This window comes from Euzebyella marina (assembly GCF_003687485.1).
Lineage (GTDB): Bacteria > Bacteroidota > Bacteroidia > Flavobacteriales > Flavobacteriaceae > Euzebyella > Euzebyella marina.
The window spans coordinates 1,105,860-1,131,282 of the sequence record NZ_CP032050.1; the positions used below are offsets into that span (position 1 = coordinate 1,105,860).

Here is a 25,423-nt window from a genome sequence, read left to right on the forward strand (position 1 = left end):
AAAATGGTATTAAACTTTCAAATTGAAATTTTTTAATATTTATAGTATCAAATTAAAAATCTCTTTACAAGTTTTACTGTTTCAAGATGAAGAAATCATTAATTGCTTCTTTTTCCTATAAAATATTTCTTGATGGTTTTTTATGGAGCGGTTTTATTGCTAATTGTACATTTTAATTTTGGAATTAACATTGAATTTTATTTAGCAATAATTGTGATTCTAATTCTTGAGATAGAAAAAAATAAGGTTTTAACTTTTTAAGATTTGACACTTTTTTAGAAAGGCCTCAGTAAAAAGTTCGTTTTTATTTGTGAAGATAAATAGGGCTATAATACTATGGCTAGTGGAAATTTCTAATCTTTTATTCAAGCGAAGTTTAGCTGATTCATTCAACATTCATACTTATGATTTGAAATTTTTTTCCCTTAAATTCGGGCATGAACTCCATCCTAATTCTTTTTGCCCATCCCAAATTCGAGCAAAGCCGAACCAATAAAATGTTGGTAGGCGAAATAGAGAAAATGAAAGGCGTGACCTTTCATGATCTTTACGAGCACTATCCCGATTTTCATATCAATATTTCTTTTGAAAAAGAGCTGTTGGCGCAGCACGATATTGTCGTTTGGCACCATCCGATGTATTGGTACAGTTGTCCGCCATTGATGAAGCAGTGGATAGACCTCGTTTTAGAGTATAATTGGGCCTACGGGCCGGATGGTAAGGCCCTTTTGAACAAAAAGTGCCTCAATGTAATCACTACGGGAGGCTCTCGTGAACTCTATTGCTCGGAGGGTAGCAACCACTATTCCGTCAATGAATTTTTAAGACCCTTTGAGCAGACCGCACGACTTTGTGGTATGCAATACTTGCCCCCGTTTGCCATTATGGGAACGCACCGCCTTTCTGACGATGAACTTCTTGACATGGGCAGGCAATACGCTCAAATGCTGCAGTTTTTGCAAGATGACTGCTCCCCACAAGCAATGAAGGATTGTTCTATGTTGAACGATTTGGAACAACTTAATACCTAGTTTCATGACGGGAAGTATTCTTTTTGAGGCTATCGTTTTTTTGGCAGGGGCCTTGATATGTGTTCCTTTGGCCAAACGGCTCGGGCTTAGTTCGGTTTTGGGCTATCTCATGGCGGGTATATTGATTGGCCCTTATGTACTGGGTTTTGTCGGAGAGGAAGGGGAAGATATTCTCCATTTTGCGGAGTTCGGAGTGGTTATGATGCTTTTTCTCATAGGATTGGAAATCGAACCCAAGAACTTCTGGAACATGCGTAAGACCATTTTGGGCATGGGGGGCGCGCAGGTACTAGCTACCATGCTGGTGGCGTACTTTCTATTTGATATGATGGGATACTCGTATGAGGTTTCCCTAACTTTTTCAATGGCGGTGGCCCTGTCTTCTACGGCCATTACACTCCAAACACTTAAAGAGAAGAATCTTTTTGAAACCACCTACGGGGCATCTTCTTTTTCCATCTTGTTGTTTCAAGATATCATCGTTATTTTCATGTTGGGCGTTATTCCGTTGTTGTCTTCTATGGATACAGCTACCTTACCTGCAGAGGAGCATAGCGACCACGCCAATCTTCTGGAGAATTTACCGTTGGGTTTACAGACATTGGCCATTATCGTATCAGTTGTTTTAATAGTCGTTGCGGGCCGATACCTTTTTGTACCCATGCTGCGGAAAGTGGCCATGACCAGGGTTCGGGAATTATTGACGGCTTCTGCCTTACTCATCGTTTTTGGGATATCGTTTTTGATGGAATTGGTAGGATTGAGTCCTGCACTGGGTGCCTTTCTAGGCGGGGTGGTTTTAGCTACGAGTGAATTTAAGCACGAGCTGGAAAGTACTCTCGAGCCTTTCAAAGACCTATTGTTGGGTCTGTTTTTTATTGCGGTGGGGGCATCCATCAATTTTATTGTCATCAAAGAAAATCCATGGGGTATTGGCGGACTCCTCTTTTCCATCATTCTTTTAAAAGCATTGGTATTATACGCTGTAGGAGCGCTTTTTAAACTCAAGTTAGATCAACGATTGCTTCTGACCATAGGCCTAGCACAAATTGGTGAATTTGCTTTTGTTCTGCTTTCGTTTGCTTTTCAACTGAACATATTGAGTGGTGAGCAGATGGATACCATGTTAGTGGTAACGGCATTGACCATGGCCTTGACGCCTATATTGGCAATGATGAACGAACGGCTTATTTTGCCTAATATAGGTACTCGGGAAACGGAGAAAAGGCCTATCGACCATATTGCCAAACAGCATAAGGTTATTTTGGTGGGATTTGGTCATTTCGGAAGCACCATTGGGCGTTTTCTGCGTTCGCATGGTATTGAGGCGACCATTCTTGATTTTGACTCCAACCGGGTCGATTTTCTAAGAAAAATGGGTTTTGAAGTCCACTATGGTGACGCCACACGCATCGATTTGTTGGAATCTGCGGGTATTGCCGATGCCCAAGTGCTGATAAGCGCATTGGATCACCCTGCCACTACGCGCAAATTGATTGAAATAGTCAAAAAGAAATACCCAAATGTTGACATGATGGTCAGGGCGAAAAATAGGTACGAGGCCTATGAACTTTTGAATATGGGGGTAGAGAATATTTACCGTGAATCGCTCGATACTTCGGTAAAAATGGCCAGCGACGTACTCAGTAAAATGGGTTTTCGCAAATATACGCTCTATCGTCAGGCACAGAATTTTATTAAGTTAGACGAAGAAAGCCTTCGCCGCTTGGCTGCTGAACGGCCCAAAGATGAAAAGGAATATATTTTTAAGGCTCGCGAAGAAATGGCCCAACAAGAAAAGGTAATGGACCAAGACTGGCAACGGGGCATTTACCAGAACGACAATCATTGGGACAGTGAGCAAATGCGTATGGCCGCTGCTGCCGCTAATCGAAAGAAGTCTAACAAACCATGAAATGAATTTAGACCGAAACAAAAAAGCCGCTATCGATTTTTATCGAACCGCTTACGAAGGTAATCCGAAGAAGGCGATAGAAATTTATGTGGGAGAACAGTACATACAACACAACCCTCATGTGGCCGACGGTAAAGAAGGTTTTATCGACTATTTTGAAAGAATGCAAAAGGAATATCCTTATAAAACCATAGAGTTTGTTCGCTGTATTGCGGAAGGTGATTTAGTGGCTCTGCATACTCGCCAAATCTGGCCAGGCAACGACCAATACGTTACAATGGATTTTTTCCGGTTTGATACCGAAGGCAAAATCTGCGAACATTGGGACAGTATTCAACAGATTCCCGAGACTTCTGAAAATCCTAATACCATGTATTAGGTCACTTCTGACTAATAACTTCGGTCAGCCAAAATACCGTAATGTTAACTTTCCATTATCGGCTACCGTGCGCTGTGTTACCAAAACATTAAATGCGCTGATTTTTCATTTTCAATTTACGTGTACGAGCGCTTTTATGTGTCCTCTTAATAGGAACATATAATAGTTGAATTTGAAAACTAATGAATTTATAAAGCTTCTCGAGAAGCATCAGGCCGGTCTCACCTCACCTGAAGAAGACCTTTTGGTGCAAAAGTACTTTAAGGCTAAACTAAAAGATAGCGCCTCGGTACTTAGTTCTTCTAGTGATGCTGCCAAAGACCGAGTCAATATCCGACTTCAATCTTCCCTGTTCGGGGCTAAGCAACAAAAATCTACCTTCCGTATTCCTCCTGTATGGGCCGTAGCAGCTAGCATTGCTCTGCTATTCGGCCTTTTTATGGTTTTCAACGGCAGTAGCGACCCAGAAATTCAATGGGTGCAGACTGAGTATGGTCAGAAGAAAGAAATCATTTTGCCAGATGGTTCTAAGGTACTACTGAACTCAGGCAGCCGCATTGAATTTCCAACATATTTTAAAGGTGAAAAGCGCGAAGTGAATCTCGTTGGGGAAGCTTTCTTCGATGTACATCGCGACACCCTGCATCCCTTTGTAATCTCGACGGAAGGTGTAAAAACCCAAGTGCTAGGTACTTCTTTTAACGTAAACGCATTTCCTGAAAACGATAGTATTTCTGTAAGTGTGGCCACAGGAAAAGTAAGGGTCTCAAACCAGAAAGGTGTCAACGAAATATTACTGCCCGACCAACAATTGCATTACCATAAAAATACCCATGCCTTTAGAAAGGCACAAAAAAATGCCATGGTAGACCGGGCATGGACGCTTAACACCATCCACCTTGATAATAAAACAGTTAAGGAAGCAGTGCAGATCATCGAGCGCTGGTTCAACATTAAAATAGAAATGCCCGAAGGTGACCTTGCCGATAGAAAAATCATGGGCAAGTACCAGAACCCCGAACTGCAGCAAACCTTTGAAAGCCTCAGTTTTCTACTGCAAGCAAAATTTGAAGAAATAACCCCTGAAACCTATCGAATAGTTCCTTAACAACCATAGCCTATGTAACATCAACCCACAAAAAAGCCTTTTCTACGCCAATAGAAAAGGCCGAAGATTTCACTAAAAGCCTGAAAAACTAATAGAAAACCTAAAATGAAAATAAAAATACTAAAAATAAGAGTGAAGCCTAAAATGTTGGCTTACCTGCTTCTTTGGTTCAGTTTAAAATCGCTGGCCAGTCCTTTCGATGTGCCCTTCGAAAAATCGAAAGATGATATCAAGATTACGCTTTCGGAAAAAAGTAGGACCCTAATAGAACTTTTCGATGATATCGAATCATCATCTGAAGTGTCTTTTGTTTATAATAAAAATGTAATGGAGCTAGGCCAAAAGCGCAGTATCGATTTTAATGACACCCCTTTGCCTTCCGTTATGCATGAAATCTCCCAAAGCTTTCCTATTCAATATAAAATCATCGCAAATACGGTAACCGTAACATTAAAAAGTATCAATCAAGACCGTATCAAAGTTTCTGGTCAGGTACTAGATGGTGAGGGAAATGCCCTTATGGGGGCCAGCATCATGGAAATGGGCTCTCAAAATGGCGTAATCTCCGATTTTGATGGAATGTTTACTATCAATTTACAACGCGGCGGCACCTTGGCATTTTCGTATTTGGGCATGGTGACCCAAACCTTGGATATTTCCGAGCCACAATCAAATTTGGTCGTTCAGCTCAAGTCTGATGAGCAAATGCTTGAAGAGGTGGTCGTTGTGGGTTACGGAAGCAAAAGCAAGGAAAAGCTGATCGATGCGGTTACAAAGGTAGATGTTTCGACCATTGAGAACCGACCGCTTTCAAATGCCGCCAATGCGCTGCAAGGGGTAAGCCCAGGCCTGAACATTTCGCAAACCAGTGGCAAACCTGGTGAATCGCCAAGAATCAATATTCGCGGCTTTACATCGATCAATGGTGGTTCTCCCTTGGTTATTGTCGATGGGGTAGAGGGCAACATCAATAACCTGAACCCCGATGATATTGAATCAATAAGTGTTCTGAAAGATGCAGGTGCTTCTGCCATTTATGGGGCGCGTGGTGCTTTCGGGGTGGTTTTGGTAACTACCAAAAGGGCAAAAGAAGGCAATATTACGGTGAACGTAAGCAACACTACGGCTTTCAGCTCCCCAACGATGAATACCGATTTTTTGACCGATCCTTATAAATCGACTATGTTGGTCGATGAAGCTTTTAGAACAGCTGTTGGGCGGTCGTATACGGGGTATAGCGAGCAAGATTATGCCGCTTTGCTTGAAGTTTCTCAAGACCCTTCATTGGCCAGGGTCGTAATCGACAATAGAAACGGTAGGGATCAATATGTTCATTACGGCGCTACCGATTGGTGGAACACCTTTTTTAGAAAGAACGCTCCATCTAACATAACCAACGTTTCCTTATCAGGAGGTTCCGAAAAAGTACGGACTTTCTTTTCGTACCGCAATTACCAATCGACCGGAATCTTAAAGGTGCAAGATGACATTTTTAAACAATACAACCTTCGTGGTAAATTGGAGGTAGATGCCAATGATTGGATTACGTTTACCAATAACATGCAATACAACCGCTCGAGCGACCTGCAGCATGGCGGTAGCCAGTATGGTGATTTTGCCAACCCATGGGGTAGCTTATTGTGGGTACATGCGCTTCCGGCGTACATGCCGACGAACCCAGATGGTAATGCTCTTTGGCGAACCGAATTGAACAATTATACTGTCGGTGATGGTGTGTATGCTGCACTTCTGCATGGTAAATCTAAACAGGAAACCGATAATCAAGAGTTTTCCAATATCGCCACTGCGGTTATTAGTCCGTTTGACGGTTTTGATATCACGGCCAGTTACGCCCTGAGAAAGCAGACCTATAACAGGTATCAACGTTCAACAAGAATTCCGTATTCCATATTTGTGGGTGAGGTCGGTACCATGGGTGCCGATAGGTTGAGAGAATACAATACGCAGTCAAGCTATAATGCCTTTAATATATATGGGGAATATAAAAAGCAACTGGGCAACCACTTTTTAAGCGGTATGGTCGGGTTCAATCAAGAATCGTACGAAACAAAAAGTATCGAGGCCACCAAAATGAACAGCATCAGTGACGATTTGAATTCTTTAGGGTTGGCCACCTCCAATGCCGAAGCCAACGGGAGTGCTTCCGCATGGGCGTTGCAAGGTGTTTTCTATCGCTTGTCCTACGACTTTAAAAAGAAATATTTATTGGAAGTAAATGGAAGGTATGACGGATCTTCAAGATTTCCCTCCGATTACCGCTGGGGTTTCTTTCCATCAGTTTCTGCGGGTTGGGTAGTATCAAACGAAGATTTTTTGAAGGATATCAATGAAATCAGCCAGGTGAAATTACGTGCCTCTTACGGGTCTTTAGGTAATCAGAATATTGCTGATTATGCCTACATCCCCACTTTAAATAAAGATATCGATACCGGTTACGCCATTGACGGTTCTACTTTAGACTATATCGAATCGCCTAACTTGAACCCTCGGGCCATTACTTGGGAAGAGGTAAAAACCCTCAATTTAGGTACAGACCTCTCTTTCTTCAAAAATAGGCTGTCGGTCAATTTTGACTGGTTTCAGCGTGATACCGAAGGCATGCTGACCAAGGGGGCTACTTTGCCAAGTGTATTGGGTGCACCTTCACCACAGGAAAACGCGGCAGATTTACAGACGAGAGGTTTCGAGCTTTCATTGGGTTACAATGATTATTTCGATTTGGGCAACGATACCTTCGATTTCTCGATTGTTGCCAACCTATCTAATTCAAAAACCAAGATTACCAGATTCGATAACCCGAATAACAGCTTGTTGGATTTTTATGAAGGAATGACCATTGGTGAGCTTTGGGGCTATAATGTGGACGGTCTTTTTCAGACAGAGGAAGAAGTTGCGGCCCATGCCGACCAAACACGTGTCTCTAACCGAATTGTTGCTGCTGGAGGGCTTCAACCCGGTGATGTCAAGTACAACGACCTCAATAATGACGGGGTGATCGACGAAGGCGAGAATACGGCCGAAAATTCAGGAGACCGCCGTATTATTGGAAACACCGCTCCTCAATATTTGTACAGCTTTAAGGTGAATGCAGGTTATAAGGGATTTGATTTTTCCGCTTTCTTTCAAGGGGTGGGCAAGCAAGATTGGTATCCGAATACCGATTCAAGGCTTTTTTGGGCCATGTACAACAGACCGTACGATTCTTTCATTAGAAAAGATATGGTCGATGATATTTGGACACCTGAAAACACCGATGCCTATTTTCCAAGATTATTCGGTTACATAGCCCTTTCTGATAACGATGCACTTGGTGCCGTCAACAATAGGTATCTGCAAAACGTCGCATACCTAAGAATGAAGAACGTTACCCTTGGCTATACTTTGCCCAGCAGTATATCCGATAGGCTTCCGTTCAATAAACTACGGGTGTATTTCAGCGGTGAAAACTTATTGACCTTCAGTAAGCTCACCGATTATATCGATCCCGAAGCGGCGAGTAATTCGGTAAACTTCAATGCCCCATCTACTTCGACCAATAGAAGTACGGCGCAGACGATACCCTTTTCTAAAATTTACTCTTTAGGTATTTCATTACAATTTTAAAGTCTCTAATTATGAAATTTAATTTTACAATAATAGTATGCTTTTTACTGCTGTTCAGCTGTAGCGACGACTTTCTTGATAAAGAACCATTATCCGATGTAACAGAGAATAATTTCTTTCTTAAGGCAAGTGATTTGCAGCTGTATACCAACGGCTTCTACAGAATGTTCCCCAGCACCTCAATTTATAATGGTGATGCGATGGCCGACAATATTATCTCTACCACGTTAAGTGATGAAATGCGTGGCGCAAGAACTATTCCTACCACCGGTGGTGGATGGGATTGGGGCTATCTAAGGGATATCAATTATTTATTGGAAAATTATGAGCGTTGCGAAGATGAAGCGGCCAAGCGGCATTTTAGCGGAGTAGCCTATTTTTTCAGGGCGTATTTCTATTTTCAAAAGTTGAAGCGCTTTGGTGAGGTTCCTTTTTATGAAACTACCCTGAGTGCCGATGATATGGAAAGTCTTCAAGCCCCTAGGGAAACTAGGCAGTTCATTACCGATAGAATTTTGGAGGATTTGGATAGGGCCATCACCAATCTTAATGAGGAAGTACAGGCCTATCGCATCACTAAGTACAGTGCGCTCGCCCTTAAATCGAGGGTAGGCCTTTATGAGGGTACTTTTGAGAAATACCGTGATATTTCAGGATATGAAACCTATCTGAATGCAAGTGTCGATGCTTCATTGCAACTGATGCAAAATTCACCCTATTCCGTTTATAGTACGGGGAACATCGAGATGGATTATATGGAACTTTTTAATTCTCATGATGCCCAAACAAGTGAGATGATTTTAAGTCGACAGTTCACTCAGACGGTCGCCGTTGACCATAATGTTAATTATTATACAACGACATCCTCGTATGGTAGACCCGGAATGCCAAAAGATTTGGTCAACAGCTATCTGATGGTTGATGGTTCGCGATTTACAGATATACTCAATTACAACCAAGTATTGTTTGCCGATGAGGTTGCAAATAGAGATCCTCGATTGTCCCAAACAATTAGGACCCCTGGTTACATGCGAAAGGGTGAAGCGATGACCTTGGCGCCCAATTTGGGTGCGACCATGACGGGCTATCAATTGACCAAATATGTGACTGAGCCTGTATATGATACCAATGATGAATCGATTACCGATTTACCGATTTTAAGATTCGGTGAGGTGCTTTTGAATTTTGCCGAGGCGAAGGCAGAACTAGGTACTTTGACACAGGCTGATCTTGATGCATCCATTCAATTGTTGAGAAATAGGGTAGGCATGCCCCCGATGGATCTAACGGAATCCAATAATTCGCCTGATAGCTTTATCGAAGCACAATACCCAACTCTGGCCGGTGCTAACAAAGGTATTATTCTAGAATTGAGAAGAGAGCGCCGAATCGAACTGTATATGGAAGACCACCGATGGGATGACATTGTAAGATGGAAATCGGGACAGACCCTTACGCAGCCCTTGCGCGGGCTCTATTTTCCAGGAGCAGGTGAATACGATATGGATCAAGACGGTACTATCGATGTGGTTTTATACGATGGTACAGAACCTGCGGGACAAACCCAAGGAGTACAGTATATCAAGATCAATTCAGACATTTTCTTTGATGAGAATAACTTGATTGACCCACAACCGGATTTTAATAATAGAACATTCGACGAAGAGCGTGATTATCTATATCCGCTGCCAAGGGTAGAATTACAATTGAACCCGAATTTAGAACAAAACCCAGGTTGGGAATAACACGAAAATGAGAAGAATAATCATAACACTTTTGCTGGTAGCCCCGATGTTTGTTTCGGGGCAATCGGTAAATTCAATAAAGGCGATGACCTTTAACGTTCGATACGCCAATCCTAAAGACGGAATCAATATTTGGGAAAATAGAAGGGATTGGGTAGCGGAGAGTATCAATTTCTTTGAGGTGGATGTTTTTGGTGCCCAAGAAGTGATTGAAAGCCAATTAAAAGATTTAGTCGAAAGGCTTCCCGATTATACCCATGTGGGTATCGGTAGAAATGGAGGTTCTGAAGGCGAATTTTGTCCTGTTTTTTACCGAAAGGAAATTTTTGAGTTATTGGAGAGCGATACGTTTTGGCTTTCTGAAACACCGGAAAAGACCAATTCAAAAGGGTGGGACGCCGCATTGCCCAGAATCGTAACTTGGGTTAAACTACGACATAAAGCTAATGGGCATGAATTTTATTTTTTCAATACCCATTTTGATCATAGAGGGGAGAAGGCACAATTCGAGAGTGCTAAATTGCTTCGTAAGCAAATTGCCAAGATTGCAGGTGACATACCCTTTTTGGTGACTGGTGATTTCAATATTCCACCTTCGAATGGTGCCTATAAAGAGCTGGTTGACACGAATACTGGAGCAATTGGTATCAACGATACTCACGAAGTGGCCCAAAAAACTTACGGCCCTACCTATACGTTTAACGGGTTCGCTTTAGAGCCCGACCAAACACGAGAAAGAATCGATTATATATTTTGTAGTGATAAGGTTGAGGTGAAAAAGCACCACACCCTTGACGGACAAAGGGGAGGTGATTTCATATCAGATCACTTTCCGATAATGGCAATTGTTAGTTTGCGTTAGTTTCATTTTTCTGATGTCGCCCCATTTAGGGGCGACATCTATTTTAATAGGTCTAACCATTTCATAACCTATTTATAAAATCTAAATGGCCATATACGAATTAGGTACTTGTAATTTAGATGGCCAATACCACCCATTAGATGAACAGCCAAATTTCTGATAGACAACTGATAGACGGAATTAAGCGGGGAGACAATGTTTCTTTTCAAATGGTCTACAACAAATATTTTGACCGATTATATAGGTATTCACAGGCAATGATAACTGACGGCCAACTGAGTGAAGATATTATTCAAGAACTCTTTACCACTCTTTGGATGAAGCGAAGTCATTTGAATATCGTCAACTTAGAGGCTTATTTAGTAACGGCTCTTCGACATAAAATCATCAATGTTTATCGCAATAATAGATACGTCGATTTAGATGAGACCATCATTGAAGCATTGCCAGGGGTCAATGAAATTGAAGAAAAGCAAAAGGAGACCGATTTAGAATCAGAGTTTAAAAATCTATTAAGCCGTTTGCCGCGAAAATGTAGAAACGTTTTCTATTTAAGTCGAATAAAGAATTACCGTAACAAAGAAATTGCCGAAGAACTCGACATTTCTATACGTACCGTTGAAACGCATATTAGCAATGCCCTTCAATATTTTAAGGTGTATTAGAAGAGTACAGATTTAGACGAACCAAAGGTACAGAAATAAAAAAACCACCAACGAAAGTTGGTGGTTTTTACATAAGTGGCCGTTTGGTTAATAGCCGTTGTTATCGCTTCCTAAACTAGGATTTCTCTGTAGTTCAGGCCCTGGTAAGGGTAATAACATGTGTTTTTGTTGAATTTGTTTTCCGTTTTCAGTGGTGTGTCCAACAGCAGCCACGAAAGAGATGGTTCCAGGAGCATCAGCTACAGGAAATTGACCTGTACGAACGATGTCGAACCAGTTTCTAAATTCGAAAACCAATTCTCTATGTCTTTCCTTCCAAACCTCTTCAACGAAAGCATCGGTACCCAAACCTGACAATTCAGAAGTAATAGTGGTCGCATCGGTCGTCCAATAAGCTCTACCACGTACTTGTGCCAAATAATCAACTGCATTCGCGTTTACACCACTTGACATGGCAATCGCTTCGGCAGCGATCAACAATACATCTGAGTAGCTATACACTGCGAAATCTTTGCCTGAGTTGGCAGTTTCAAAAATTGCGGTGTCATCGTGCCATACGAAAGGAGCAGTTTCGAAAGTCTGACCTGTTGGTAGGTAAGTACTGTGAAAGAACTGTCTTTCTTGCGCCCTAAGATCAATATCGGAATTATAGAAATTCAAGAATTGATCAGAAGGTTGGTAGGCACCGTTGGTAATATCGTACAATACTTCTGAAGCCAAAGCTACAGGATAAGAGTATCTTGGATATACGGCCGTACCGATTTCTGGATCGTACTCTTTGATGTAAATATGCTCGCTAGCAGATGCATCTGACTTTCTGATCTTGTTATAAGCAGAATTCTCAAAGTCTATAGCTCCATCAACTTCATCGTGCTGAACCAATGCATAAGAACCATATTCACCATTGATAATGTCTTGCGCCAAGCCAGCTGCATCGGCATACCTATCAACGTTCAAAGGATTACCGCTCATAGTCAAATAAACGTCAGCAAGTAACGTGGCCACGGCACCTGCAGTTACCCTTTTACCGTTATCGACCATGGTTGTTTTGGGTAAGTTACCTTGCTCCAAAGCATCGGTAAGATCAGACTCTATCAAACCGTAAACATCGGCGATAGGGCTTCTTTCCAAATAAAGACCATCCAACGATTCGTAAGGCTCGGTAGTCAAAGGCACTGGCCCAAACCATCTTACCAAATAGTAATAAGCAAAAGCTCTAAAGAATTTGGCTTCGGCAATTAGTTGGTTACGCTGAGCATCCGTTAGGTCTGGAGTCTCAGGAATGTATTTAATGGCGTTATTGGCCCTTGAGATACCTAGATAAAGTTCTCTCCACCTATCCTGCAAATAACCTCCGATGTTATCACCGTTCAGGGTCAATTGTTGCGTGTTGCTTACATGTAATTCTTGACCTGCGTACTCATTGGTGAAGAAACCGCTCATATAAGCGCCCAACATTAATGGGGTACCACTATATACACCACCATCGGTAAGGTTAGGTGCGCCGTTTCTGTATAAGGAGTTAACTGCACTATAGGCCTGATCGGGCTCAGAAAAGAACTGGTCAGAGCTCAATTCGCTTAGCGGTTCCTCTTCAAGGAAATCGTCACATGACCCCAATAAAACGAGTCCTATTAAACAAGCTATATATTTAATTTTCATGATGTTTTCTTTTTTAAGCATTAAAATTTAAGGCTACAACCCAAGGTGAAAGTTCTTGGTTTTGGGTACTGGAAGAAAAAAATATTCTGTCCCCACTGGTTATTGTCCCAAGAAGAAGCTTCCGGATCATATCCTTGGAAGTCTTTTGAATGGATTACAAAAGCATTCTCCAAACTTGCGTAAACCCTAAGGCTATTGAAACCGAATAGATCTAAGAATTGCTGATCGAAATTGTAACCTAAAGAGAAAAGGTTACCTCTAATGTAAGACCCGTCAACTACCCATCTGCTGTCAACCTGGCTGTTCTGCCCGGCGTAAGCTTGGTTTCTGATTTCCTGAACCATGGTGTTCTGATTGTCCTCGGTCCATCCGTCATAAAGAATACTTGCCAAACCGTTGGCGATACCTGAACGGTCTTCAGTAGAGTGGTAGTACTGCTGCATGATTTCAACACCGGCAACAAATTGAATATCGGCCGTGAAGTCAAAATTCTTATATCTAAAGTTGTTGATAAAGCTACCGGTAACATCAGGTAAACCTTTACCAAGAATTCTCTTATCAGCAGAACGCTTAGCTTCACCAGGTACTGCACCCACTTCAGCAGCTTCAGCTACTTCGTCGGTTCCCCAAGTGCCCAATCGCTCATAGCCATAGAATGAACTTAGAGATTCACCTACACGAAGGATTGTCTGGCTACCTGATACCCAAAACGGACCTGGCTCGATATCCTCATCATTTTCACCCAAACTCTCGATGGTGTTCTTGTTGTAGTTCATGTTGAATGAAGATTCCCATCCGAAATCGGTACCACGAATAATTTCTCCAGAAACCATGGCCTCGATACCTTTGTTGGAAACAGAACCGATATTATCTCTTACAGAGGTAAACCCTGAAGTATAAGGTACCGGTCTATCTAACAATAGATCTTTGGTCAATTTGTCGTAGTAATCGAATTCAAAACGTAAACGGTAATTGAAGGCCGCTAAATCAAGACCTATATCAAACTGGCTTGTCTTTTCCCATTCCAAACCTGGGTTGGCCAATCTGTTAACAGAACTAGAGCTAACACGGGTACCGTTCAACAAAACAGTTCCGGCAGAAACGGTTGCCAAAGAGCTGTAAGGAGGAATTTCAGTGTTACCGGTGATACCGTAACTACCACGTAATTTCAAACGGTTGATGAACTCAAGGTTCTCCATGAACGATTCTTCATTGATATTCCAACCAGCACCGATGGATGGGAAGAAACCATACTTGTTGTCTTTACCGAACCTTGAAGAACCATCGGCCCTTGCGGTCAAAGTAATCAGATATTTGTCATCAAAAGTATAACCGGCCCTTACGAAGTACGAGTTCAATGCCCATTCTTCAGTAGCAGATTCGGGTGCGCTAGGGTTACTGGCAGAACCGATATTGTTGTACTTGAAGAAATCATCGCTAAACCCTCTTGCGAAGATAGTAGAAGACTCGTACTGACGCTCTTGCCAGCTTAAACCTAACATGGTGTTGATTCTGTGCTTACCAAAATCATTGGTGTATGTCAAGTAATTTTCTTGCTGCCAGTAGGTGCTTTTTTCGTTGAATATTCTACCAAAGCCATCAGGTGCTGAAATGTTGACCAAATCTCTTGGAGAGTATTCTTTTTTATTTCTGATGTTCTTATCAAAACCGAATTGGGTTCTGAAGTCAAGACCAGGTAGAATGTTGAAGTTAACGTAGAAGTTACCGAACAACTGGTTTCTTTCCCAGAAACGTTCTTGTGTTTCCAATACGTGAACAGGGTTGGCCATAGACTCCAAGTTATAGGCATCTGAAATCATTTGGCTATTGCTCCATGTTCCATCAGGGAATTTTACCGGAAAGATAGGAGGCATCTCGATCATCGTTCTACGTGGTACTTGACCACCGCCACCTTCTTCGAATTCAGTATCCTTCACATCGTTCACCATAAGGTTTACACCGATTTTCAACCAATCTTTAGGTGTAACATCATAGGCAATCTTACCGCTGATACGGTCTAACTTGTTGTTCAACATGATACCTTCAACGTGAGAATAGTTAAGGAAAACCCCCACAGAAGATTTCTCGTTACCCTGCTGAACCGATAATTGGTGGTTGGTTGAAAAGGCAGTTCTAGTAGCCTCATCTTGCCAATCGGTATCATATAATGGGTTGCCATTAGCATCAAATAGATTCGGATCGTTCGTAGTAAATACCGGAGCTGGAGAATCAGGACGGTATTTTGGAGTGTTCTCCATACCTGTTCTAACAACCTCTAGCCACTCATCTGCATTTAAAAGGTCCATCTTTTTACGAATGCTTCCAACGCTGATAAAGCCATCATAACCAATGGTTACTTTTCCTTCTTGACCACCTCTTTTGGTAGTGATCAAAACAACACCGTTGGCACCACGCGCACCATAAATAGAAGCAGAGGAAGCATCTTTAAGAACCTCCATACGCTCAATATCGTTAGGGTTGATGAACTTAATATCATCCATTACAACACCATCCACTACATAAAGAGGGTCAGATGAAGAGTTGATGGTTCCCACACCACGAATTACGATTCTTGGTGATCCCGTAGGAGAACCAGAGTTCAAGAACACATTCACACCGGCAACCTTACCTCTCATACCTTGAAGGGCGTTATTTACCGGAGCTTTTAAAAGATCTTCGCTGCTTACCGCGCTTACGGCACCAGTAAGGTCAGATTTTCTTTGAGTACCATAACCGACTACGACAACCTCTTCAAGGGCGTCAACGTTTTCCTCAAGGGTAACATTGATGGTCTGCTCGCTTTGAACCTCAACTTCTTTGGTAGTAAAGCCGATGTAACTGAAAGAAAGAACATCACCGGTATCTGCCATGATACTATAATTACCATCAAAATCGGTAGCAGTACCTTTTGAAGTGCCTTTCACCACAACGGAAACACCCGGTATTGGGGTACCCGCATTATCGGTAACAACCCCTTGAACAGTAAATTGTACATTGGTCTGAATGAGCTCGTTGATTTTTTGCGGGCTCAAGACCGAAGGCAGTTTATCTACTTGCCCGTTCAATAGGTTTTCGATTTTTTCTTTTATTTCCGGGCTGTCTTTAGGAAATAAAATGATTTGATCACGAACGAAACTAAAATCAATGTTCGAATCTTCGAAAAGAGCTTCCAGTACTTCTGAAAGATTCTTGTTCTCGACATTCAAAGACTGCTTTTTGTAGACGTCAATGATACTGTTGTTGTAAAAAAAGCTGAATTCGCTTTTGCGCTCGATTTCGTTGAGTATCTTCTTTAGCCTTACGTTGTTTAACTCTAACGAGATGTTTTGGGCATTGACCTCAGAAGCAAATAATTTGCCCAGAGTAATGGCCACTAAGACGACGTAGATTTTCATTATCCTGATAATAGGGACCTTTGAAAAAAAATGATCCTTTTTTTCCATAATTTTGAATAGTTTAAGTTGTTTAATTACTAGGTAGTTAAATAATTTTCCAAAGAGGAGGGTGTTGCCGCACTTTCCTCTTCTTTTTTTGTTAGTTTCTATTTATTCATATACAAGGTGATTTTATTATTGTTCTTTTTATAAAGTATGGGTGATGAAACCTCAAAGAGGTCCATAATCTGTTCTATAGAAAGGTTGTCGAAAGTTCCCGTGTACTCATAATTCATTATTTCGGGTGATTCGACCGAAATCGATATGCTGAACCTTCTCTGTAAATCACGTATGACCTGATGAATCGGGGTTTCGTCGTAGACCAATTTTCCCAATCGCCAAGCGGTCAAGTTTTCCGTTTCTACTTTGTCGACAATCAACTTGTCTTCGTTCTTGTCATAGGTGGCCCTTTGCGAAGGGTTAAGCACTACGGTCTTATGGTCTTTTTCTTCTACTACCCTGACCTTCCCGGAAACCAAGGTGGTTTCTACATTTTGGTCTTCAGGGTACGACTTTACGTTGAAAGTAGTGCCCAATACCTGAATTTTCATTCCGTTATCGGTTGAAACAATAAAAGGCCTGTCGGAATCATGGGTAACATCAAAGAAAGCTTCGCCGCTTAGGCTTACTTCTCGAATCGTATCTGAAAACGTCTGAGGAAATGATAAGGAAGTGTTCGCGTTCAGTGTTATTTTAGATCCGTCGGGTAATTCAATCGTTCTATTCTCACCAATGGCCGTAGCGGTTTGTACTATTTGCGGTATGGTGACCTCACTAGGTTTCTCTGATGGCAAGAATAAAAAGGATAGTGAGAAAAGCACTAATACTACAGCTGCATAGCCAAGTAATTGGTATAAATTATTTCTCCTGCGTTTTGCGGTATTTAGGGAATCGGGTTCGGAAGACCTCAAAAGCCGAGCAACATGTTCAGCTTTCATTTTGTTGTAACGTTGCTGTTGCTGCGGATTTTTCAGGAGCCATTTTATGACTTCCTGCTTTCGGTTGCCCGAAAGTTTTCCTTCAATTAAGGCTTTAATATCCCTTTTGTTCATTTTGGTCAGAGGTCAGTGTTCATTAACTAGACGCAATAATCAATGATACCCCCTAGTCGAAAAAAGAAAATTTAGAATAAAAATAGAGGAAGGTACTCCTTTAAGGCAGTTTTGAGCTCTCGTAAGGCCTTGGTGATATGGTTTTCTACCGTTTTTGTAGAAATCTCCATTTCTTTTGAAATCTGCTTATGTGCCAAACCATCTATTCTACTTTTTTGAAATACTCTTTTGCATTTCTCGGGTAGGTCTTGAATGGTATTATCGACCAGATGTTGAAGCTCGTCTGCTATAATATTGGATGCTGCATCATCGGCAAGGGCCGAGTAGTTGAGCCAATACTCTTGCTGGTCTGCACTTAATTCTTTTGATAGCTTGTTTTTGCGCGCTCTTAGGTAATCTAGACAGGCATTGCGCGTCATGCTATAGACATAGGCGGTAAAGTTAGACTTTACGTTTAGCTTGTCTTTTTTCTCCCAAAGTTTGATCAATACATCGTGAACAATCTCTTCTACGTCTTCTTTTGAAGAGATGTAGCTGTTCGCGATAACAAACAATTTGGGTTTATAGAATTTGTACATAGTGTTAAAATCGTCTTCACCACTATGAGGAGAGGAAGTTTTGATTTTAACATTCTGCGAATATTCTGGCATCATATTTTTCGGATACGAAACAATTTGCGGCGGCAATTTACAAATTCTTAATTAACGAGAAGATTACTTTCTGTGAGGTTTCTTATGAGTCGCATTTTTAAGTGTTAAAATTGTGTGTTGCGTCTGGGGAGGAGAGGAATGAATTATTCTAAAATAGAATATGAAGGATTAAGTGCAGGTTCCTTCAAATCAATGTCTAAAAGGTGTTTTCAGCTTTTTTGATTTGTAATTCTCTAGGTGTGTTGAATAAAGAAGCCTATTTTAGTCACCAATACCAACCCTACCAAAGTTATTTAGTCATGACCTCCATTTTTGATAAATCGTATTTATTCTGTTTACTCTTTCTATCCGCCAGCTATTACGCCTGCGCCCAAAAGGCAGAACCTACTAAACCTAATGTGATAGTCATTTTAACCGATGACCAAGGTTCGATAGACCTAAACTCTTATGGAGCAAAAGACCTATACACCCCGAATATGGACAGGCTTGCCAAAGAAGGTGTGCGATTTACACAATTTTATGCCGGAGCCCCCGTCTGCTCACCGTCGAGGGCGGCATTGCTGACAGGAAAAACTAATTTACGTGCAGGTCTCCCAAATAATGTGCCGATTCCGGAGAAGGCTGAAGCGACCGGTCAATATGGTTTGCCGACTGAAGAGATTACCATGGCAGAAATACTAAAAGATAATGGTTACCGCACGGCATTGATTGGTAAGTGGCATTTGGGGCATAGACCTCAGAATCTGCCCAACGGACAAGGGTTTGATTATTTTTTTGGTCATCAGAGGGGTTGTATCGATAACTTTTCCCATTTCTTTTTTTGGGATGGCCCGAACAAACATGACCTTTACCGAAATTCGGAAGAAGTATATTATTCCGGCCAGCATTTTTCCGACTTGATGGTTGATGAAATAAAAGGTTTCATTGGTCAAGAAAATAAAGAGCCATTTTTTATTTATTGGGCTTTTAATGCGCCCCATTATCCCTACCAAGGAAACAAAAAATGGTTAGATCATTACAGTAATCTTACAACACCGAGAAAGGAATATGCCGCTTTTGTGTCCAGCACCGATGAGAAAATTGGTGAAGTACTCGATTATTTGGATGAGGAAGAGATGACCCAAAATACGATTGTAATCTTTCAATCGGATCATGGGCATTCCCTTGAAGAAAGAGCTTTTTGGGGAGGTGGTAATTCAGGGCCTTATCGGGGAAGTAAGTTTAGTATGTTTGAAGGTGGTATACGAGTCCCGGCTATCATTAGATATCCTCAAATGATTCCGGCGGGTGAGGTAAGAAACCAACTCGCCATGGAAATGGATTGGTTTAGTACCGTGGCCGAACTCACTGGCTCAAAAATAGAAGAGAAGGTTGATGGCAAAAGTTTGATGCCCATCATTAAAAATGAAAAGCTAGAAACGGCACACGAGACGGTGCATTGGCAGTTGGGCAGCTATGACGATAAGAATGCGCAATGGGTCGTGAGAAAGGGACCATGGAAGCTCATTGGTAATGTTAACGAACCGATGGGGAAGGAAAAAAGCGTCAAATTACCCGAGCTTTATTTGGTGAATCTTGATGATGATATTTCTGAGAGAAACAATCTGGTAGACTCTAAGCCTGAAATAGTAAATGAGCTTTTAAAATTGCACAGCGATTGGATTGCTTCGGTACGAGAGGAGAGGGGTAAATGAAAGTTTATCTTGAGAGCTAAGATCGAGCTTCATAATCTTCTTTAACGGTTTTTGCCTAGAAATTAAAAGAGGAGATTGCCCTCAACCTTTGTTTAAAATACTTAGGAGAATCTTTTTTACTTCTTTGGCTAGAAAATCTAAACTAGGCTTTATCGGTAAGTTGATTACCAAAAATTAAGAGCATAATACTGGTATATTGTTCCCCAAGGCGATTTTTGAGAATTACAAATGCCTTGGTCATTTGGGCTTCGACTGTTTTTATTGAAATGTTTAGATAGCTAGCGATTTCGCTGTTTGTCAGTCCTTCTTTTTTACTCAAAATGAAAACTTTTTGGCATTTTGGTGGAAGTTTTTTTATCTCGTTATTAACCAAATCGATCATTTTGGCAATAACATTGTCATCACTCTCTTCAATAGTTTGATGGGTAAATTCCAAGTATTTTTGATGGAGTAAAAAGACGGCTTTGTTTTTTTGATAATGGTTTAGAAACTCGTTGTAAACACATTTATAAAGAAAACTTCTAATAGAAAATTCTGCATTCAGCTTTTTTCTTGATTTCCAAGTTTTTAAAAATACATTTTGAACGATGTCCTGGGCACTGGAAGGTTCGTGTGTCAACGAAATGGCATAAGCGTTAAGCTGTCTATGATATTTTTTAAGCAAGAACATATAGGCTTTTTCATTGCCTTCAATTAATGCTTTTACTAAAGTACTGTTGTCCTCAAAATTCATTTGTTGTGGGTATTTCACAAATAAACAATAAAAATTATGCGATTATGAAAAAAAAAACAAAAATATGTTAGGGTATTGTAAATGTCACTTGTAGTATTAAAAAGACTAGTTGATAAATGCTGCCTCCGAATATTGAAAATAGCATCATAAAGTATTTCGCTCAATCTGCCGATGTCGATGATTTAGACCTATTGAACAATTGGTTGAAAGATGAAAACAATCAAAAGGTATTTAAGGAGTACGTTAAGACCAATTTTGCAATCACTATAGCAATGCACGACCCAAATCTTGATAAGATAAAAGATGAGCTTTTAAAACAGATAAAAATTGATTCGAAACCTGTTTATAGGGTGCGATTCAATGAATATTTAAAGTATGCTGCCATAGCTATCGTTTTTCTGGCACTTGGCTTTTTACTGAAAAAAGATGTTTTCGTAAGTGTAGAAGAACCAGTAGTTGTACCAAGAGAAAATGCGATTACTTTAAAATTAGGTAATGGTCAAGTTCGTGTTCTAGCCGAAAAAGATAGTTCACAAGTCATTGATAAAAACGGAACGGTAGTAGGACATCAAAAAGGAAATGAAATCACCTATGAAGAAAAGGGTTACCCTGCTATAGAAAAAAATACGCTATCCGTTCCAAACGGAAAGAAGTTCTCCATTACGCTATCAGATGGGACAAAAGTTCATTTGAATGCGGGTAGTTCACTAACATATCCCACCGGTTTTCAATCTAGTGAGAATCGAAAGGTTGATTTGATAGGTGAAGCTTTTTTTGAGGTAGCTCATGACAGTTCTAGAAAGTTTATGGTGAATTCTCAAGAACTTAGTGTTAGCGTTTATGGTACCAGGTTTAATGTATCTAACTATCCTGAAGATGAAAAATACGAAGTTGTGCTTGTAGATGGTTCGGTTAGTGTTGCTAGTACAGATTCTACAAATGCCAATAATGGCCTAGAAGAGTTTTTAGAACCGGGCTTTATGGCTACGATAGAGAAAAGTGATAACGCCTACCAATCTCGAAAAGTGAATACAGAACTATATACTTCATGGATGCAGGGTAATCTTGTTTTTAGGGATGAGACTTTCGAAAACATCATCAGAAAATTAGAAAGGCACTATAATGTAGTGGTCATTAATAATAATACATCAATCTCAAAAGAGACTTTCAATGCTACGGTTGAGACCGAGTATGAAACCATAGAACAGGTCTTTACCTATTTCAAAAAAGTCTATGATGTTGATTTTACCATAATTGAGAATAAAATAATAATTAACCAAAATTGAGAACATGCGAATAGAACATAAATGACCGACCATATAAAGGCATCTTTACTTAAGTGCCTAAACTAAAAATCGGAAAATGCTGCAACATTTCCCGATTTAGTGAATGATCACTTTACGTAATCACAAATAAACATTCAAAATTATGAAAAAACCACCAAAGTCGGGAGGTAACGTACCTCTTTGGCGAATTAATTATGAACTAAAAATGAAGTTTTCGCTTCTGTTTTTTCTTACCATAAGTTTTTTAGTTCAGGCAAATTCTTCTTATGCCCAGAGAACTAAAATTTCATTGGACAAAGAGAACACAACCTTAAGAGAAGTTCTTGATGCAATTGAATCCAAGACCGAGTTTAAATTTTTTTACCATACTGATGCAGTCAATCTAGCCCGAAGGGTCACTATAAAAACAAAAAAAGCCACTATAGGCGAGGTTTTAAGAAAATTGTTCAAGGGAGAAGAAACAAGTTATGAACTGGATGATCGTAAAATTCTCTTAAGGAGAAATGAAAAATCGGCGGACCCTGAAAGAAAGGTGTTTGTTTTGCCGGATGAGCAAGAACCTGTTACCGGAAAGGTCACCGATGAAAGTGGTCTGCCCCTTGCAGGCGCCAATATTGTTGAGAAAGGAACTGTTAATGGTACCCAAACCGATTTTGATGGTAATTTTTCGATCATACTCAATGACCCTAGTGCAGAATTAACGGTTTCTTACATTGGTTTTGAAACTCAAGATGTACCTGTAAATGGTCAAAAATCACTAGCTGTAATATTACAGGAAAGTGCAGCAGGTTTAGAAGAAGTGGTAGTAATCGGTTATGGAACTCAAACGAAGAAAGATTTAACCGGTTCTGTTAGTGTTATTGACGGAGCGGCCGTCGAGTCGAGAAGTGTAACCAATGTGTCGAATGCCTTACAGGGTGCTGTAGCTGGTGTTAGTGTTACTAGAAGTGGTTCGGCGCCCGGGTCCGGAAGTAATATTTTGATTCGTGGTGTAACCACTCTTCAAGGAGCCAGTGCCCCTTTGGTTTTAGTTGACAATGTTCCTGTTTCAAATATAGATGATGTGAATCCCGACCAAATCGAAAGCATTTCAATTTTAAAGGACGGAGCTGCTGCGTCTATTTATGGCTCCCGAGCAGCTGCAGGTGTTGTCATTATAACTACAAAAAGAGCCAAGTCGGGCGTCTTTAGTTTAGGCTATAGCGGTGAATATATGGTTAACACACCAACCGAACTTAGAGGTACTGTAAGTGCAATTCCTTATATGCGAATGGATAATGAAAAATCATGGAACGATAATGGGAATGGTGAGAATGAATTTCCCTTGTGGCCTCAAGATTTGATAGAGAATTATCCCGCTCTTAATGCACAAAATCCTGATCAATACCCAGACTTTGATTGGAGGAGTTTGATACTTAGAAAATCTTCATCGGGTTATAGACATAATATTACCATGAGTGGCGGAACTGAAAAACTCAAGACCAATATCAATGTAGGATACGAATTTCAGGACGCCCTATATAATCATCGAGATTGGAAGCGTTATACGGCTAGGGTAAACAACGATATAAAAATCTCAGAAAAGTTTGGTGGTAATGTAGATTTCGCCTTAAAAATCACCAAGGATGATCAACCTGTAATAGATCCTACTTCAAGAGCGATTCAATCAGGTCCGATATATGCGCCAATATGGCAAGATGGAAGAATAGCAGAAAGCAAGTCTGGCGATAATACTTACGCTAGGCTTGTTGATGGAGGATTTTCCTCTAGCGATTCTTATCTGATTTATGGTATGGCAAGTGTTTGGTATAAGCCAATTGAAGAACTTAAGATTTCGGTCAACTTGGCGCCAAATTTTGAATTTAACAAATATAAGTCCTTTAATCGGGCAATACCTTATTGGGCAGCTACAGACCCCGAACAACTGGCCGCCCCGGGTTATATTTCCAATCATAATGAAGCCCAAAGAAGGTTGACCGAACGAAGGGCCAATACCAACACCTTGACGACACAGGCTTTGGTAAATTACGATAAGTCTTTTGGCAATAACAACATTAGTGGTGTTATAGGTTATGAAGAGTTCTCAAATAAATTTGAAAGACTTTCGGTTCAAGGTAATGAATTTGTAAGCAACGATTATCCGTTTTTGAACCAAGCTCCTATAGACAAGGTCTTTAATGAAACTGGCGGTAGCGGAACATCTTTTTCCGAAAATGCCTATTCCTCTTATTTTGGTAGGCTTGAGTATAATTATGATAATACTTATTATTTACAGGGTACGGTGCGAAGAGATGGTTCTTCAAGATTTGGAAAAGACTATCGATGGGGTACTTTCCCATCAGTTTCTTTGGGGTGGGTAATTTCCAATGAAGGTTTCATGCAATCATTAGACCCAGCAATTTCTTTTTTGAAATTCAGGACGTCTTATGGAAGTTTAGGTAACGACAGATTGGGCAATTACCTTTATCAATCGGTTTTGCAATTTAGCGACGTTCTACTCGCCAATGGATCAAATGTTGAAGCCGTTAGGGCTGCTGCGCAACGCTTTCTGGCAATCGAGGATGTAACTTGGGAAACAACTACCTCTTTAAATTTTGGTATCGATCTTAACATGTTCAATAGTAGGTTGTCTTTAACTGCAGATTATTTCAAAAAAGAGACTACAGATATGCTTCTTGATTTAAGTATACCGTCTTTGAGCGGATACGATGATCCAACTGTAAATGTAGGTAGTATGGATTCTGATGGTTGGGAAATCGCCTTGGGATGGAAGGATCAAATAGGAGATTGGAGATATTCTATAACTACGAATTTTTTCGATTCGCAATCGATTATTGGTGATGTTAGGGGAAAAAGAATTTTTGAATATGATGATAGGTTGCTCTCCGAAACTGGTGTTGAATACCAGTCTTGGTATGGCTATCAATCAGATGGGTTGTTTCAAACCCAAGATGAAGTCGATGCTTCACCTGTCACCAGCGATGCTGTTGGTCCAGGTGATATAAAGTATAAAGATATTAGTGGTCCCGAAGGTGTTCCTGATGGCGTTATAAACGAATTGGATCGAACAGTTCTTGATGGTTCTCTACCCCGTTACCAATATGGGGGAACGTTCAACTTGAATTATAAAAATTTTGACTTAGGACTTACTTTTCAGGGTGTAGGAAAGCAGAGTTTTTACTTGGCTCAAAATTATATAAGGCCTTTTCTTGAAACGTGGTTGTCTCCATCTTTTGAGTATGCCGATAGTTACTGGAGTGTTTATAATTCTGCATCGCAAAACCAAAGCGTGAAATACCCTAGGTTGTCTGAAAATGCGTCAAGTAACAACTATCGTTTCTCGGATTATTGGTTGGTAGATGGGTCTTACTTAAGAATAAAGAACCTCACTTTTGGCTATACCCTTCCATCTGATATTTTTGGAGATTCCGGATTCTCAAAATTGAGAATTTACATATCAGGCAATGACATTTTTACATTTGATAACCTTATCGATGGTATCGACCCAGAGCAAAATTTGCGCTTTTCAGGGTATTTAATAAATAAATCTTTCCTGTTAGGGGTCAAAGCTAATTTTTAAGAA

16 protein-coding genes are annotated in these 25,423 nt (G+C 40.6%); 11 read left to right on the plus strand and 5 right to left on the minus strand.

What is annotated here, in order from left to right; translation table 11 throughout:
- Positions 1-437 precede the first annotated feature (437 nt).
- The 8 genes from kefF to D1013_RS04485 all read left to right on the plus strand — a co-directional run bounded on the left by kefF (position 438) and on the right by D1013_RS04485 (position 11,329).
- The gene (gene kefF, locus D1013_RS04450; protein ID WP_121847738.1) at positions 438-1,031 is read left to right on the plus strand and encodes a glutathione-regulated potassium-efflux system oxidoreductase KefF; all 594 of its coding nucleotides are present in this window, start codon (positions 438-440) and stop codon (positions 1,029-1,031) included.
- A gap of 4 nt (positions 1,032-1,035) precedes the next feature.
- The gene (locus D1013_RS04455) at positions 1,036-2,946 is read left to right on the plus strand and encodes a monovalent cation:proton antiporter-2 (CPA2) family protein (protein WP_121847739.1); all 1,911 of its coding nucleotides are present in this window, start codon (positions 1,036-1,038) and stop codon (positions 2,944-2,946) included.
- Between the two features lies 1 nt (position 2,947).
- Positions 2,948-3,325 (plus strand): nuclear transport factor 2 family protein, encoded by a 378-nt coding sequence (locus D1013_RS04460; RefSeq protein WP_121847740.1) that lies wholly within the window; start codon positions 2,948-2,950, stop codon positions 3,323-3,325.
- Positions 3,326-3,497: 172 nt separating this feature from the next.
- Positions 3,498-4,433, plus strand: coding sequence for a FecR family protein (locus D1013_RS04465; protein ID WP_162987808.1), 936 nt, complete (start codon positions 3,498-3,500; stop codon positions 4,431-4,433).
- 105 nt (positions 4,434-4,538) lie between these two features.
- Positions 4,539-8,057, plus strand: a complete 3,519-nt coding sequence (locus D1013_RS04470) for a SusC/RagA family TonB-linked outer membrane protein (RefSeq protein ID WP_121847742.1) — start codon at positions 4,539-4,541, stop codon at positions 8,055-8,057.
- Between the two features lie 11 nt (positions 8,058-8,068).
- Positions 8,069-9,802 carry a RagB/SusD family nutrient uptake outer membrane protein gene (locus D1013_RS04475; protein ID WP_121847743.1) on the plus strand — a complete coding sequence of 578 codons (1,734 nt, stop codon included), beginning with the start codon at positions 8,069-8,071 and terminating at the stop codon, positions 9,800-9,802.
- Positions 9,803-9,809: 7 nt separating this feature from the next.
- The gene (locus D1013_RS04480; protein ID WP_121847744.1) at positions 9,810-10,664 is read left to right on the plus strand and encodes an endonuclease/exonuclease/phosphatase family protein; all 855 of its coding nucleotides are present in this window, start codon (positions 9,810-9,812) and stop codon (positions 10,662-10,664) included.
- Positions 10,665-10,804: 140 nt separating this feature from the next.
- A complete protein-coding gene (locus D1013_RS04485; RefSeq protein WP_121847745.1) occupies positions 10,805-11,329 on the plus strand; it encodes an RNA polymerase sigma factor in 525 nt (174 codons plus the stop codon).
- An 87-nt stretch (positions 11,330-11,416) separates the two neighbouring features.
- Here the strand turns inward: D1013_RS04485 and D1013_RS04490 are convergent, their stop codons facing one another.
- The 4 genes from D1013_RS04490 to D1013_RS04505 all read right to left on the minus strand — a co-directional run bounded on the left by D1013_RS04490 (position 11,417) and on the right by D1013_RS04505 (position 18,130).
- Positions 11,417-12,991 carry a RagB/SusD family nutrient uptake outer membrane protein gene (locus D1013_RS04490; protein WP_121850596.1) on the minus strand — a complete coding sequence of 525 codons (1,575 nt, stop codon included), beginning with the start codon at positions 12,989-12,991 and terminating at the stop codon, positions 11,417-11,419.
- Positions 12,992-13,011: 20 nt separating this feature from the next.
- Complete coding sequence (locus D1013_RS04495) at positions 13,012-16,386, minus strand: TonB-dependent receptor (protein ID WP_225621353.1); 3,375 nt, start codon at positions 16,384-16,386, stop codon at positions 13,012-13,014.
- Between the two features lie 146 nt (positions 16,387-16,532).
- A complete protein-coding gene (locus D1013_RS04500) occupies positions 16,533-17,477 on the minus strand; it encodes a FecR family protein (protein WP_121847746.1) in 945 nt (314 codons plus the stop codon).
- A gap of 71 nt (positions 17,478-17,548) precedes the next feature.
- Positions 17,549-18,130 carry an RNA polymerase sigma-70 factor gene (locus D1013_RS04505; RefSeq protein ID WP_162987809.1) on the minus strand — a complete coding sequence of 194 codons (582 nt, stop codon included), beginning with the start codon at positions 18,128-18,130 and terminating at the stop codon, positions 17,549-17,551.
- 296 nt (positions 18,131-18,426) lie between these two features.
- On the opposite strand from D1013_RS04505, the gene D1013_RS04510 reads away from it, so the two are divergent.
- Positions 18,427-19,821, plus strand: a complete 1,395-nt coding sequence (locus tag D1013_RS04510) for a sulfatase family protein (protein WP_121850598.1) — start codon at positions 18,427-18,429, stop codon at positions 19,819-19,821.
- A gap of 142 nt (positions 19,822-19,963) precedes the next feature.
- Here the strand turns inward: D1013_RS04510 and D1013_RS04515 are convergent, their stop codons facing one another.
- Positions 19,964-20,554 carry an RNA polymerase sigma factor gene (locus D1013_RS04515; RefSeq protein ID WP_121847748.1) on the minus strand — a complete coding sequence of 197 codons (591 nt, stop codon included), beginning with the start codon at positions 20,552-20,554 and terminating at the stop codon, positions 19,964-19,966.
- Between the two features lie 116 nt (positions 20,555-20,670).
- Between D1013_RS04515 and D1013_RS04520 the strand changes: the two genes are divergently transcribed.
- On the plus strand, positions 20,671-21,840 hold the full coding sequence (locus tag D1013_RS04520) for a FecR family protein (protein ID WP_121847749.1): 1,170 nt from the start codon (positions 20,671-20,673) through the stop codon (positions 21,838-21,840).
- 142 nt (positions 21,841-21,982) lie between these two features.
- Positions 21,983-25,420 carry a TonB-dependent receptor gene (locus tag D1013_RS04525; protein ID WP_121847750.1) on the plus strand — a complete coding sequence of 1,146 codons (3,438 nt, stop codon included), beginning with the start codon at positions 21,983-21,985 and terminating at the stop codon, positions 25,418-25,420.
- The last annotated feature ends 3 nt before the right edge of the window (positions 25,421-25,423 follow it).